Here is a 13,221-nt window from a genome sequence, read left to right as displayed (position 1 = left end):
CAGTCCTCCTAGTGGGTGTGCGCGGCGTGGTCGGCGGCGGCCGGTGCCGCGTCGGCGGGGGTCGCGTGGGCCGGGGACGCGTCGGCGGGGGTCGCGTCGGCGCCGAACTTGAAGCCGAGTCGGCCGTGCGCGAAGCCGCCACCGGCGCGGATCGCGGTGGCGACCCAGGCGGCCTCGGCGAGCTCGGCCTCGGTCGCACCGGCCGTCACCGCGCGCTGGCTGTGGCCGTCGATGCAGTAGACGCACTGCGTGGTGATGCCGACGGCGAGGGCGATGAGCTCCCGGTACTTCAGCGGGATCGCGCGGCCCTCGGACTGGAACACCGACTCGTCGAACTGGACGAAGGCCTTGAGGATGTCCGGGGTCTGCTGCTTGTAGACCTTCGTGAAGGTCTTGTCCTGCTCGCGGTCGAGGTAGTCGGTCATGTCGGCGACGCTAGGGCGGTCGCGGCCCCGAGGCGACGGGTGTTGCGGACCGTGACCGGCGGTGTCGCCGTGTGACGCGGGCCGCGGTGCCGGCCGTCACACGGCGTCACGCGGGCGCGGGGCGCGCGGTCCGCACGGTGCGGCCTCCGCCGGTTGGTGCGAGGTTGCCCGCTCCGTGAGCGGCTGCAAGCCCGCACGGTGCGACCAACCTCGCACCGGATCAACGCACTCGCACCGTGCGGCAGGCGCGGCCGCTCCGCGGTCCTCGCACGGTGCGACGTCAGAGCCCCCGGACACGCTTCGCGAACCGCCCGCGCAACGTCACGTCCTCGTACGACCGGTGGAACACCCCGCGGCGCTGCAGGATCGGCACGAGCTCGTCCACGACGGTCTCGAGGCCCCGCGGGAACTCGTCGATCATCAGGTTGAAGCCGTCGGCGGCACCGGTGCGGTACCAGTCCTCGATGGTGTCGGCGGCCTGTTCCGGGGTCCCGACCACGATCCGGGCGCCGTACCCACCGAAGCCCCGCAGCACGTGCCGCAGCGAGGTGTTGTTGGCGCGCACCCACCGCACGACGGTCTCGTGGTACCCGAGCGAGGGCCCGTAGGTGACCGGGTCGACCTCGCGGTCGAGGATCGCCGACGGGATCGGCGCGTCCGGGTCGAGCCCCGACAGGTCGGCGTCGAGGTGGGTCCCGAGCGCCCGGAGCGAGTAGCCGTCCGGCGCGAGGGCCTCGAGTTCGTCGAACCGGCGCTGCGCCTCGGCCTCGGTGCTGCCGAGCACGAGCGACAGCCCCGGCACGATCGCGACGTCCGCCGCGCTCCGCCCGTGCGTCTCGGCGGCGGCCTTGACGGCGCGGCGGTGCTGCCGCGCCGGTTCCGGCGTCAACTCGACGGCGAAGACCCCCTCGGCGACGCGTGCCGCCAGGTCGCGGCCGTGGGGCGATCCCCCGGCCTGGAACACGACCGGGTGGCTCTGCGCCGACGGCGGGACCCGGAGCACCCCCTCGAGGTCCAGGAACTCGCCGTGGTGCACGACGGGGACCCCGGTGGCGGCGGACCGCCAGAGCGCCGTCACCAGGTCCACGAACTCCCCCGCACGGGCGTAGCGCTCGGGCCGGTCGGGGTTCGTCGCGACGCCGAAGTTCGCGGACACCGAGCGGTCGTAGGTGGTGACGGCGTTCCAGGCGACGCGCCCGCCGGACACCGTGTCCAGCGACAGCAGCCGCTCGGCGACGTCGAACGGGTCGTTGTACGTCGTCGACGCGGTGCCGACCAACCCGAGGTGACTCGTCGCGTCGGCGATCGCCCCGAGCGCCACGAACGGCTCGAGCAACCCGTACGCGCGGACGTTCGGGTCGCCGAACGCCGGGTGGTCGGCGAAGAAGACCATGTCGAGCAGGCCGCGTTCGGCGATGCGCCCGAGGTCGCCCCAGAACGCCGCCGAGAGCAGGTCGGTGGGCTCGACGTCCTGGGTCCGCCAGGCCGCGGGGCGCTGCCCGAAGCCCTGCAGGTTCACGCCGAGGATCAAGCCGGCGTCGCCGCCTGCGCCCGTCACGCGGTCACCGCCGTCGGGTCCGGGAGTCCCAGCAGGGTGCGGAGCGTCGGTCGCGCTGCTCGCGGTGGTCGTGGTGGTCGCGTCGCGGTCGACCGGGAGGCCCGGTGCGGCTCCGCCTCGGACCTCGCCGCCGGCAGCGGTGCGAGCGGGTGCGCGGTCCCGCCCAGGACGAGGTCCGCTCCGGGCAGGTCGACGTCGTGCCAGACCGCGAGGACGGGTTCGCCCTGCCGGCTCGACGGCGTCGTGAGCGGTCCCCGGACGCGGTAGCCGTCCGGTCCGCCGTCGTGGTCGAGCGGTCGGATCCGGTCGGTGTGCGCGAAGAGCCCCGACGTGCGGTCCCCGACGATGCTGTCGAGCGGCCAGGTGCGCCACAGCCCGCGGAGCACCCGGGCGAACTCGGCAGGGTCGTGCTGCTCAGCGGTGCTCGCTGCGCCGTGGTCGCGGGCACCGACGACGGCGCCCACCCGACCGTCCAGGACGTGGTCGAGCGAGAGGACCCGGCGGGCGGCGTTGTACGGGTGCTCGCGGGTCGGGGCCACGGCGACGAGGAACCCGTGGTCCGGCAGCGCGCGGCCGAGGGCGAGCGTCGCGGTGGTGGGGTCCAGTCGGTGGCCGGTGCTCGTCGCCAGATCGAAGCGGTCGGTGCCGACGGCGACCACGGCGGCACCGGAACCGGCGAGGCGGTCCGCGAGTCGGGCGATGCCGCCGAGCGTGGCTGCCGCTGCTGCGAGGTCCGCGTCCGGCACGGCGACGACGGGTGGTGCGGGGGCGGTGGTCACGGTGGTCCTCCCGTTCGGGTGCGCAGAACGGCCCGCCACGGTCGCCTCCCCAGCGTCCGTGGCGAGCCGGTGCACCGACCGTAGGGGCTCGCCTCGGCGCGGCGCACACAGGTGTCGGCGGGTTGCGCCCCGTGACGGTCCGTTACGGCCGAGCGGTCAGCGGTCCAGCGGAGTCGCACCGTTGACGAGCAGGTCGGCGACGATGCGGCGCTTGTGCACCCGGGGGTTGTGCGACGACAGGGTGCGGGCGTTCCGCCAGTGCCGGTCGAGGCCGAGCGAGCGGAACGTCCCCGAGGACCCGAGGGCGTCGAACACCAGCGTCGTCGCGTCGAGCACCGCGTCGGTGACGACCGTCTGGGCGCGCGCCACGGCGACCCAGCTGCGTTCGAGCGCCGCCCGGAGCACCGGGTCGGTCGACGGTTCCGCACCGGCCGCACGCAGGGCGGTGTGCCGGTGGACGGCCGCGTCCACCGGGCCGAGACTCGCGGCGAACGCAGCGTCGGCGGCGTGCACCCGGGCGTCGACGGTACCGATCACGCTCAGCAGCTCCGGATCGCGGGTCGGGTCAACAGCGGTGCCGTTGTGGTGTCCGCGTGCCCGGGATCGGAGTGCCTCGACGCCCTCGCGCAGCGCGGCGCGACCGATGCCGACGAGGATCGCGTGCATCACCGTCTGGTAGTACTGCTCCTGGTACGGGTACCGGGTCGCGTACGGCAGCACCCGCTCGTCGGGCACCGGCACGTCGGTGTACGTCACGCTCCCGCTGCCGGTGATGCGCTGGCCGAAGCCGTCCCAGTCGTCACCCACCACGACGCCGGGGTCCTGGGCGTCGACGAGCGCGACGAACCGTGCACCGGTGTCGTCGAGCGCCATGACCGTGATCCACCGGGCGTAGACGCTGCCCGTCGAGTAGAACTTCCGACCGGTCAGCCGCCAGGTGCCTCCCGCATCGCGGACGATCCGCGTGGTCAGGTCGCCCCCGGCCGGGTTCGGCGACTCGCTCCACCCGCCGCCGACGAACTCGCCGTCCCCGAGCCGCGTGACGATCGCACGGTCGAACGCGGTGCCCTCGGCGTGCACGCGGTCCTCGACGAACGAGAAGTGGTTCCGCCACACGTGCGCCAGGTTCGGGTCGACCTCGGCGATCTCGGCGATCGCCCGGAACACGTCGGACAGACGGGCACCGACCCCGCCCCACGCGACCGGCGTCCGCCACCGTGCGAAGCCGGCGTCGACGAGCCAGCCGAGCTGTTCCGTGGCGAGACGCTCCTCGCGTTCCCGCTGGCGGGCGTCGATGCCGATCCGCTCGATGACGGGCCGGAGCGGTGCGATCAGCTCGTCGTAGCGGTCGTCGGCCGGGATCTCACTCGGACACATGGCGGCACGCTACCCAGGTGCGATCACGGCGCGGCCGGCCGCCGCAACGCGGGGCAACGGAGCGCAACCGGACGTCACACGGTCCGCCGACGGCATCACCACACGATGCGGGCGAACTCCTCGCGGAGCCGTCGGGCGCGGCCCGGGTTGACCTGCTCGACCCACCCGATGCGCCCGAGCAGGTGCGCCCGGAACTCCGGGTGACCCGAACGGTTCTGCGAGGCTGGCCCGTGCACCGCGGCGTTGTGCAGGACGGCGTGCAGCCGGTCGACCTCGCGGCGCCCGGGCGACGGCCGCTCGTTGACCACGACACCCGTGACCGACTGCCGGACCCCGCGGCGCCGCACCCGGGTCTTCGACGGGTTGAGCCGGTACCCCTGCTCGGTCACGATCCGGTCGACGCCCCGCAGGAACGCGTCCGGGCGCGCGGCGAGCCGGTCGCCGCCGCTGAACGTCAGGTCGTCGGCGTAGCGGGTGTACACCGCGTCGACGGCCCCGGCCCACCCGGCCAGCCGGGCGTCGAGGTGCCGCAGCGAGGTGTTCGCCAGCGCGGGCGACGTCGGTGCGCCCTGGGGCAGGTGCGCCGTCGCCAACGCCTGGCGGAGCGCGTGGCGTTCCTCCGGCGAGCCGCCGGCGGGCATCGCGCTGAGCACGTGGACCGGTACCCGGTGGGTGCAGAGCCCTGTCAGCACGTGCGCGAGCGGCTCCGCGAACCCGGCAGCCCGGAAGACGCCGTAGACGGTCGGCGCGGAGACGCTCGCGAAGAACGTGGTGAGGTCCGCGGTGACCACGACCTGCTGACCGGTGTGCACCGCTGCTCCCGTGACGACGCTCCGGCCGGGTACGAAGCCGTGCGCGGCGTCGTGCACCGGCAACATCGTCAGGAGCTCGTCGAGGATCGTCCGTTGGGTGCGGCGGAGCATGTCCATCGGCTTCTCGAGCAGGCGAGGCGCACGACCGGGCCGGGTGATCCACTCGTGCCGGTGGTGGTGGAGCGGGCTCGAGGGCCCGGAGCGGCGGTTCCACGCGCGGGTGTCGGCGAGCCAGAGCAGCCGGCCGACGGTGAGGTCGAGTGCCCGGGCGAGCTCGGGCAGGGTGTCGACGAGCAACCGGCTCGCGGTCTCCGGACGGGCACGGACCGCGGTGGCCCGGCGCACGAGCACCCGGACCGGCCGACGGTCCTCGCGCGACCGGTGCAGCGCGACGAGGCGCGGCGCAGCGGCGAGCACGGCCGCGAGCCGGCGCGGAGCGTCCACCGGCGGCCGCGGGTACGCCTCGAGCGCGGCAGCGACCGCGAGCCCGACGTAGGCGCGCTCGACGCCGACGACCACGTACCCGACGGCCGTCAGCTCGTCCGCCTCCCACCGCTCGGCGGTCAGGAACGCATCGGCCAGCGCCGCGGTGACGACGGAGAGGGGCGTGGGGTTCCCGGAGGACCTGTCGGTGCCTCCGTGCAGCGTCGCGCGCGGAGCGCGCTCGCCTGCTCGGGGCGTGTCGTCCTGCTGGTCCTGCGTGCCCCGGGGTGCCCCCGGAGAGGTCGACGCGTCACGCGCGCCGGCCGCCTCCCCCGGGAACTCCACGCGATCACCCTACGACGGGCCCCCGACGCGCACACCACCCCGGTCCGTGCCAGGATCGCCTGATGGTCTCGTACTTCCTGAGCCACGCCGAGGTCGTCGTGGAACCCGCCGAACCGATCGAGTCGTGGGGACTGTCCGTCGTCGGGCGCACCCGTGCCGGGCGGGCGGACGCGCTGGCGTGGGACTCGGGTGTCGATCGCATCGTGTCGAGCACGGAACGCAAGGCCGTCGAGACCGCCGAGCTGCTCGGGGCCGCGGTCGGGCACGTGCCGACGCAGGACGAGCTGCTCGGCGAGATCGACCGCAGCGCGACGGGCTACCTGCCACCGACCGAGTTCGAGGGGGTCGTCGACCGGTTCTTCGCCGAGCCGGTCCGGTCGGTCCGCGGATGGGAGCGCGCCGTCGACGCCCAGGCCCGCATCGTCGGAGCGGTCCGGCGGCTCACTGCGGCGGGCGACGCGACCATCGTGTCGCACGGTGCGGTCGGGGCGCTCCTGCTCGCCGACCTGACGGGAGCGCCGGTGTCACGCGCGCTCGACCAGCCCGGCATGGGCAGCGTGTTCGCGTTCGATGCGCGGGCGTGGCGGGCGACGGGCACCTGGGAGCGCATCCCGCTCGCCTGACGCGCGCGCCGACCGCCGACGCCGAACGACACCGTGGCCGTCGTACGACATCGACCTCGTCGCTCCCGCGCGGCTGCAACGACCCGCGCGCGCAACGAACGACGTCCTCGACGTCGTACGACATCGAGGACGTCGTTCCGCGTCGGGAGTCCGCGGCCCTCAGCGACACCGCTCAGGCGGGCAGCCGCTCCCCCGCCTCGATGGCCACGTCGAGCCGGTTCTCGGCCGGGGGCAGCGGGCACGTCGCGTGCGCCGTGTACGCGCACGGCAAGTTCGTGGCGCGGGTGAAGTCGATCCGGGTCGCGCCGGTGGCATCCGGGGCGGCGATGTCCAGGCTCCGGTTGGCGGCGTACGTCGTGACACCGCTGGTGCGGTCGGTGAACAGGACGTGCAGGCCGTCGCCGTGCCCGTTGAACGCGAGCAGCGACCGCGGCCCGTCGAGGTCGAAGGTCAGCACGCCCGGCGCCGAGTAGACGTGCTGCAGGCCGTCGACGACGGAGCCGACGGTGACCTCGCGCGGTTCGTCGAACGGTTCGAAGTGCGCGTCGACGACGAAGCGTTCCGACGGCTCGTACGTCGGGGTCCCGGGGTACTCGGTCCGGGTCGGGTTGCCGGGGTGCCGCGGGCGGATGACGTCGCTGCCGCCACGTCGGGCGACCTCGATCACGACGGACTCGTCGCCGTCCTGCCACACCACGGCGGTGCTCGACCGTTCGGGCAACGGCCCGAAGCGGTGGGTGCCGGTGACCGGCTGCCCGTCGACCTCGACCGTCTCGCCCTCGGCGAGTTCGACGACGGGGCCGCCCTCGCCGGTCGACCACGTGCCGGGTGCGTCGTCGAAGCGCTCGGGTGTCGCGGCGAGCCACCGGATGCTCGTGATGGCCAGGAAGCCGTGCTCGCTCGCCCGAGCCCGCTCGTGCTCGTCGTGCCAGGCGGCCCACTCGGTGGCGAAGTCGGATGCGGTCGGCGTCGTCGTGCTCATGCTCCGACGCTACGGCGTCGCGACGGCGGCCGCGCCGACGTCGTCGCACGGCGTCACGCGCGCGGCCGGCCCCGCGCCCTGGACGCTCCCGCTCACCAGGGGTGGGCGATGCTGCGGAGGTGCACCGGGCCTCCCGGTCGACGCCCCGGACCGGCACCGCGGACGGCGGGGGCGGGCACGGCGAGGTCGGCCTGCAGCACCGCGCAGGCCACACCGCGGGCGACCGAGGCCTCGCCGAAGGCGGTCGCCGCGACCGTCGGGAACGGCCCCTGCGGCAGGCGGACGGCCAGCCGCTCCCGGACGGCCGCGATGAAGACGTCGCCGCCGGCGAGGGCCGCGCTGCCACCGATCGTGACCTGCGGCACGTCGAGCAGCTCGACGACGTGTGCGAGCGCGGATCCGAGGGCGGCCCCGGCCTCGGCGACCAGCGGTGCCGCGGCCGGCGTCGCGCAGAGCCGCGCGAACGCGTGTCGGACGTCGGTGGCCCGGTCGAGCGGGATCCCCGCGGGGAGCAGCCCGGCGGTGACCGCGCGCCGGACCTGCTGCAGGGGCTGACAGGCCTCCCAGACCTCGGTCCAGCGGCCGTGCGCCTCGACCGGCATGCCCCCGAACTCGCCGGCGTTGCCGGTGGCGCCGCGGACCACCTCGCCGGCCGCGACCGTCGCCGCGCTGATCCCGTGCCCGAGGAAGACGGACACCAGGTCGTCGGCAGCGGGCTCGGCCCAGACCTCGCCGAGGGCGCTCGCGACGCCGTCCTTCTCGAGGAGCACGGGCAGACCGGTCCGGGCGGTGAGCTCGTCGGTGACGGGCAGCGACCACCAGGCGGGCAACTGCGCTGGGGTGCCCATCCGGACGCCGTCCGGGTCGATCGATCCGGGGACGGCCAGGCCGATGCCGGCAGGGGCGGACCGGCGGCCGCGGACGCGCCGCACGGCCGCGGCCATCGTGTCGAGCGTCCGCGCCGGGTCGTCGGTCGCGTCCAGGTCGACGTGCTCGACGGCCAGCACGGCACCGGTCAGGTCGGTGCGCACCACGACCAGGTGCGCCGGGTCGAGGTGCACCCCGATGGCCGACCGCGACCCCGCGACGACCTCGAGCCGTCGCCCACCGCCCGGTACCTCGCGCACCAGCCCCGCCCCCACGAGTCCGGCGGCGATGTTCGACACCGTCTGCGCGCTGAGCCCGGTCGCACGCACCAGATCGGCCCGGGCGAACGGCCCCCGGCGGCGGACGAGGTCGAGCACGAGCGCACGATTCTGGACCCCGACGCGCACCAGGTTGGTGCCGCCCGTTCTGCCCTGCACCACGGTGTCAGGAAGGGGTTGACGCGGCTCGGACATGGTCCCTAGCGTCTCTGGTCATACGAATTTGTCAATCAATTGGATTGAAACCGCGACGGCGCGAACGGTTCGCCCGTCCGACGACGGATTCGCCCGAGCCACACCGGCGTGGCACGGGGTCGGAAGGGACGCTCGTGACGACGACGACACGATCCGGGACCACTGCACCACCACGGATGCGCACGGGCGGTGACGCTCCGGCCCGTCGACGACCACGCGAGAAGCATCCGTGGACCCCGGCCGAGAAGCGCCGGCTGCGCGTCGGCATCGCGTTCATCTCGCCGTGGATCCTCGGCGTGCTCGTGTTCATCGCCTACCCCCTGATCTACTCGTTCGCGATCAGCCTGACCCGGTACTCGGGCATGGCCGACATCACGTGGGTCGGGTTCGCCAACTACGTCGCCGCGTTCATCGACCCGCTCGTGCACACCGCGGTCGGCAACACCCTGTTCTACGCCGTGATCGCGGTGCCCGTCGGCATCGTGATCGCCATCGTCATCGCCATCGCGATGAACCAGGACGTCCGCGAGATCGGCTGGTACCGGACCGCGCTGTACATCCCCTCGCTCATCCCCACCTTCGCGCTGGCGTTCATCTTCGTGGTGCTCGTCAACCCGCAGACCGGCCTGGTCAACCAGGTCATGAAGCTCGTCGGGATCCCGGCGACGAACCTGCTCGGCGACCCGACGACGGCGAAGCTCGTCATCGTCGCGCTCGCCCAGATGGGTGCCGGCAACGCGGCGCTGATCTTCCTCGCCGGACTGCGCGGGATCCCGAAGACCCTGTACGAAGCCGCTCGCGTGGACGGCGCCGGACCGATCCGGCAGTTCTTCGCGCTGACCCTGCCGCTGCTGTCGCCCGTGATCCTGTTCAACCTGATCACCGGCATCAGCAACGGCCTGCAGGTCTTCACCGAGGCGTACGTGATCTCGTCCGGCACCGGCGGCCTCGGCAGCCCGGACAACGGGACGTTGTTCTACATGCTCTACCTCTACAAGAACGCGTTCAGCTACGCGCAGCTCGGGTTCGCCAGCGCCATGGCCGTGCTGCTGTTCCTGGCCGGCATGGTCCTGTCCGGGCTCGTGTACTGGCTGTCCAAGCGCTTCGTCAACTACGACGTGACCGGGGAGTGACCGATGACACTGCGCACTGAACGACAGCCGGACCGCGACACCGTCACCTCGTCGATCGAGGCCGTCCGGCCCCGCGGTCGCACGGGCGCGGACGACCGCTCCCGCAACGCCGACGGCTCGATCCGCTCGCCGTGGTCGTCCGCCCTCGCCCGCGTGCTCCTCATCGCGATGAGCCTGCTGTTCCTCATCCCCATCTACTGGATGGTCATCTCGGCGCTGAAGGGCAACTCCGAACTCGGTGCCTTCCCGCCCACCTGGTTCCCGCAGTGGCTCGACTGGTCGAACTTCGGCAAGGCGATCGACGCGATGCCGTTCTTCACCTTCTTCCGGAACACGCTCATCATCACGGTCTGCGTGACGCTGTTCTCGATGGTGTCGAACCTCGTGATCGCGTACGGGTTCGCGTGCCTCGAGTGGCGCGGCCGCGACAAGGTGTTCTACGTCGTGCTCGCCACGCTGTTCATCCCGTTCCCCGTCACGCTCATCCCGATGTTCGACCTCTACGCCCGACTCGGCTGGATCAACACCTTCCTGCCACTCATCGTGCCGAGCCTGTTCGGGTCCGCGTTCTACGTCTTCCTGCTCCGGCAGTTCCTGCTGCAGATCCCGAAGGACCTGCTCAACGCAGCGCGGATGGACGGCGCCTCCGAGTGGGGCATCCTCTGGCGGATCGTCTTCCCGCAGGCCCGGGCGGCGCTCGTCACCGTGGGGATCTTCGCGGCGGTGGGTGCCTGGAACGACTTCCTCGGGCCGCTCATCTACCTGCAGGACGAGAACGTGCAGACGCTGTCCATCGGGCTGCAGATCTTCCGCCTCAACAACTCGCAGGACTTCCAGTTCAACCAGCTGATGGCGGCATCGGTGCTCATCATCCTGCCGCTCGTGGTCCTGTTCTTCGTGTTCCAGCGGACGTTCATCAAGGGCGTCCAGATCGGGAGCTTCAAGTGAGCAGCGCATTCGACCGACGAACGTTCCTCCGCGGTGCCGCGGCCACCGGTGGGGCCGGCGCGCTCGCACTGCTCGCCGCCTCGTGCGCGAGTGGCTCCGGGGCGCGCAGCAACCCGAACCAGGTCACCATCTGGGGCGTCACGGGCACCTTCGTGCCGTTCCAGACGAAGGTGATCAAGGACTTCAACGAGCTCCACCCCGAGGTCGACGTCAAGGTGAACGTCGTGCCGTCGCAGGGCACCGGCGACGCCACGAGCATCATCACGGCCGTGCGCGGCGGTACCGCGCCCGACCTGTGGCTCCTCGACCGGTTCAGTGCGGCGCAGTACGCGGCCATCGGGCTCATCGAACCGATCGACGACATGATCGAGGAGTTCGAGGACCAGCCGAAGGACGAGTTCCTGGCGCAGTGGCTCGGGTTCACGATCGGCGAGGTCAGCTACCAGGGCAAGACCTACGGCCTCCCCCACGACACCGACGCCCGCGGCATGTTCGTGAACCGGACGATGCTCACTGGCGCCGGGATCGACCCGGACGAGTTCGACTGGGAGCACAACGGTCCGGTGAGCATGGACCGGATGTGGGAGGTCAGCGAACGCCTCACGAAGAAGTCCGGCGGGAACTACACGCACGTCGGACTGCTCCCCTGGTACGGCGAAGGCTGGCCGTTCACGTGGGGGCTCGGCCTGGGTGCGTCGTACTTCGACCAGCAGGACTCGAAGATGACGATGGACTCGGCGAGCGTCCGCAGCATCTTCGAGTTCTACGAGGACTGGGCGAAGCGCTACGGCTACAAGGACGCCGACACCTTCATCGCGACCTACGAGCCGACCGGGCACCCGCCGGGACAGACCGCGTTCATGGCGGACCGGATGGCGTTCATGGTCAGCGTCCCGTCGACGATCCAGACCTTCGACAACTACGGCCCGAAGGACCTCGACTGGGGCACCGCGTACCTGCCGACCCAGCAGGACGGCGGCGACAAGTACACCTGGTCGGGCGGCTTCGCGCTGTGCGTGCCGAAGGGCTCGAAGAAGAACAAGGCCGTGTGGGAGCTCATGAAGTACTTCACGAGCAAGCAGGGTCAAGAGACCTACATGGTGCCGGCCACGAGCGTGCCGTCGAACATCGCAGCGCTCGAGGACCCGAAGGGCTCGGCCAAGTCGATCCGCTTCTTCACCGAGTCGATCGGCGCGTCCACCTGCCGCCCGCCGCTGCCCGTCGGCGGCGCGTGGTGGGACTCCCTCGCCGACGCGCGGTCGAGCGTCCTGCTCGGCACCGCGAGTCCGCAGGAGGCCGTCGAGCGTGCGCAGAACCGCGTCGACCCGATGATGCAGACCTACTCGCCCTTCACCCTGCCGAAGGACTACGACACGGTCCGGATCTGAGCAGGAACGCACCGCCCGTCACCACGAGAGGAACCACCGACACATGCCCTCCACCCCCTTGCGCGTCGCCGTCCTCGGCTTCTGGCACGTCCACGCCGGCGACTACGCGCAGCAGACCGTCGACCACCCCGGCACCGAGCTCGTCGCCGTGTGGGACGACGACGCCGAGCGCGGCCGGGCCGGCGCCGAACGGTTCGGTGTCGAGTTCACCGACGACCTCGACGCCCTGCTCGCCCGGCCGGACGTCGACGCCGTCACGATCACGACCTCGACCGACGTCCACCGCGACGTCATCGTGCGCGCCGCCGCGGCCGGCAAGCACGTCTTCACCGAGAAGCTCCTCGCCCCGACCGTCGAGGAGTGCGAGGCGGTCATCGCCGCCTGCGACACGGCCCGCGTCGCGCTCGTCGTCTCACTCCCGCGGCTGTACCACGGGTACACCGCCGCGATCCTGCGCGAACTCGACGCGGGTCGCCTCGGCGACGTCACGTCCACCCGCGTCCGGCTCTCGCACGACGGTGCCGTCGCGCCGTGGCTGCCGGAACGCTTCTTCGACCCGGCGACGGCGATCGGCGGCGCACTCACCGACCTCGGCTGCCACCCCGTGTACCTGACCCAGCTGTTCCTCGGCGCACGGCCGGACAGCGTCGCGGCCGTCTACCGCTCGGTCACCGGGCGGGCGGTCGAGGACCACGCCGTGGTCACCGTCGGCTACCCCTCGCAGGCGATCGGTGTGATCGAGGCCGGCTTCGTCGCCGGCACCCCGTTCACGATCGACGTGGCCGGTACGCGGGGGTGGCTCGCCTACTCCGACCTGGAGGCCCGGCTCACCGCCGGCGGACCGGCCTACGGCGACGAGACGGTCACCCTCGACGTCCCCGCCGACACCCAGGACGCGTTCGGACAGTGGGTGGACCACGTCGCCGCCGGCACGCGTGCCGACGACAACCTCGCCCGCGCCGTCGAGCTCACCCGCCTGGTGGTCGCCGCGAACGACGCCGCGGGTTATCCCGCGGGCCACGCCGCGGGGCACGCCGCCCCCGTCGGCGCACCCGTCTGACGGCCCCAGCAGTCCAGCAGTGCAACGC

At 72.5% G+C, this 13,221-nt stretch carries 12 protein-coding genes; 5 read left to right on the top strand and 7 right to left on the bottom strand.

The window, feature by feature from the left end; translation table 11 throughout:
* Positions 1-8: 8 nt before the first annotated feature.
* The 5 genes from KZI27_RS09835 to KZI27_RS09815 all read right to left on the bottom strand — a co-directional run bounded on the left by KZI27_RS09835 (position 9) and on the right by KZI27_RS09815 (position 5,719).
* The gene (locus KZI27_RS09835) at positions 9-425 is read right to left on the bottom strand and encodes a carboxymuconolactone decarboxylase family protein (protein WP_222660939.1); all 417 of its coding nucleotides are present in this window, start codon (positions 423-425) and stop codon (positions 9-11) included.
* Between the two features lie 280 nt (positions 426-705).
* Positions 706-1,983 carry an LLM class flavin-dependent oxidoreductase gene (locus tag KZI27_RS09830; protein WP_222660937.1) on the bottom strand — a complete coding sequence of 426 codons (1,278 nt, stop codon included), beginning with the start codon at positions 1,981-1,983 and terminating at the stop codon, positions 706-708.
* The gene (locus KZI27_RS09825) at positions 1,980-2,762 is read right to left on the bottom strand and encodes a hypothetical protein (RefSeq protein WP_222660935.1); all 783 of its coding nucleotides are present in this window, start codon (positions 2,760-2,762) and stop codon (positions 1,980-1,982) included. The genes KZI27_RS09830 and KZI27_RS09825 overlap by 4 nt, the downstream gene beginning before the upstream one ends.
* Positions 2,763-2,918: 156 nt before the next feature.
* Entirely contained in the window at positions 2,919-4,139 is a 1,221-nt protein-coding gene (locus KZI27_RS09820) for an acyl-CoA dehydrogenase family protein (protein WP_222660933.1), read from the bottom strand.
* Positions 4,140-4,234: 95 nt separating this feature from the next.
* On the bottom strand, positions 4,235-5,719 hold the full coding sequence (locus KZI27_RS09815; RefSeq protein ID WP_222660931.1) for a reverse transcriptase family protein: 1,485 nt from the start codon (positions 5,717-5,719) through the stop codon (positions 4,235-4,237).
* A gap of 62 nt (positions 5,720-5,781) precedes the next feature.
* Between KZI27_RS09815 and KZI27_RS09810 the strand changes: the two genes are divergently transcribed.
* Complete coding sequence (locus tag KZI27_RS09810; protein WP_222660930.1) at positions 5,782-6,342, top strand: histidine phosphatase family protein; 561 nt, start codon at positions 5,782-5,784, stop codon at positions 6,340-6,342.
* Positions 6,343-6,514: 172 nt separating this feature from the next.
* On the opposite strand, the gene KZI27_RS09805 is transcribed toward KZI27_RS09810, so the two are convergent.
* Together KZI27_RS09805 and KZI27_RS09800 are read right to left on the bottom strand one after the other, a co-directional pair.
* On the bottom strand, positions 6,515-7,324 hold the full coding sequence (locus KZI27_RS09805; RefSeq protein WP_222660928.1) for a DUF1684 domain-containing protein: 810 nt from the start codon (positions 7,322-7,324) through the stop codon (positions 6,515-6,517).
* A 92-nt stretch (positions 7,325-7,416) separates the two neighbouring features.
* Entirely contained in the window at positions 7,417-8,664 is a 1,248-nt protein-coding gene (locus KZI27_RS09800; RefSeq protein ID WP_222660927.1) for an ROK family transcriptional regulator, read from the bottom strand.
* Between the two features lie 134 nt (positions 8,665-8,798).
* Between KZI27_RS09800 and KZI27_RS09795 the strand changes: the two genes are divergently transcribed.
* The 4 genes from KZI27_RS09795 to KZI27_RS09780 are packed head-to-tail and all read left to right on the top strand — an operon-like array spanning position 8,799 to position 13,193.
* Positions 8,799-9,797 (top strand): carbohydrate ABC transporter permease, encoded by a 999-nt coding sequence (locus KZI27_RS09795; protein ID WP_261784208.1) that lies wholly within the window; start codon positions 8,799-8,801, stop codon positions 9,795-9,797.
* 3 nt (positions 9,798-9,800) lie between these two features.
* Complete coding sequence (locus KZI27_RS09790) at positions 9,801-10,745, top strand: carbohydrate ABC transporter permease (RefSeq protein WP_222660925.1); 945 nt, start codon at positions 9,801-9,803, stop codon at positions 10,743-10,745.
* Positions 10,742-12,133, top strand: coding sequence for an ABC transporter substrate-binding protein (locus tag KZI27_RS09785; protein ID WP_222660923.1), 1,392 nt, complete (start codon positions 10,742-10,744; stop codon positions 12,131-12,133). The genes KZI27_RS09790 and KZI27_RS09785 overlap by 4 nt, the downstream gene beginning before the upstream one ends.
* A 43-nt stretch (positions 12,134-12,176) precedes the next feature.
* Entirely contained in the window at positions 12,177-13,193 is a 1,017-nt protein-coding gene (locus KZI27_RS09780; RefSeq protein ID WP_222660922.1) for a Gfo/Idh/MocA family protein, read from the top strand.
* Positions 13,194-13,221: the final 28 nt, after the last annotated feature.

This window comes from Curtobacterium sp. TC1 (assembly GCF_019844075.1).
Lineage (GTDB): Bacteria > Actinomycetota > Actinomycetes > Actinomycetales > Microbacteriaceae > Curtobacterium.
Note: the sequence above shows the minus strand (reverse complement) of the source record. Positions and strands in the feature narration are given on the sequence as shown.

Coding starts and splice junctions, on each gene's coding strand:
- KZI27_RS09800 (WP_222660927.1), bottom strand. CDS start 8,664: ATGTCCGAGCCGCGTCAACCCCTTCCTGACACCGTGGTGCAGGGCAGA.
- KZI27_RS09805 (WP_222660928.1), bottom strand. CDS start 7,324: ATGAGCACGACGACGCCGACCGCATCCGACTTCGCCACCGAGTGGGCC.
- KZI27_RS09835 (WP_222660939.1), bottom strand. CDS start 425: ATGACCGACTACCTCGACCGCGAGCAGGACAAGACCTTCACGAAGGTC.
- KZI27_RS09790 (WP_222660925.1), top strand. CDS start 9,801: ATGACACTGCGCACTGAACGACAGCCGGACCGCGACACCGTCACCTCG.
- KZI27_RS09810 (WP_222660930.1), top strand. CDS start 5,782: ATGGTCTCGTACTTCCTGAGCCACGCCGAGGTCGTCGTGGAACCCGCC.
- KZI27_RS09820 (WP_222660933.1), bottom strand. CDS start 4,139: ATGTGTCCGAGTGAGATCCCGGCCGACGACCGCTACGACGAGCTGATC.
- KZI27_RS09780 (WP_222660922.1), top strand. CDS start 12,177: ATGCCCTCCACCCCCTTGCGCGTCGCCGTCCTCGGCTTCTGGCACGTC.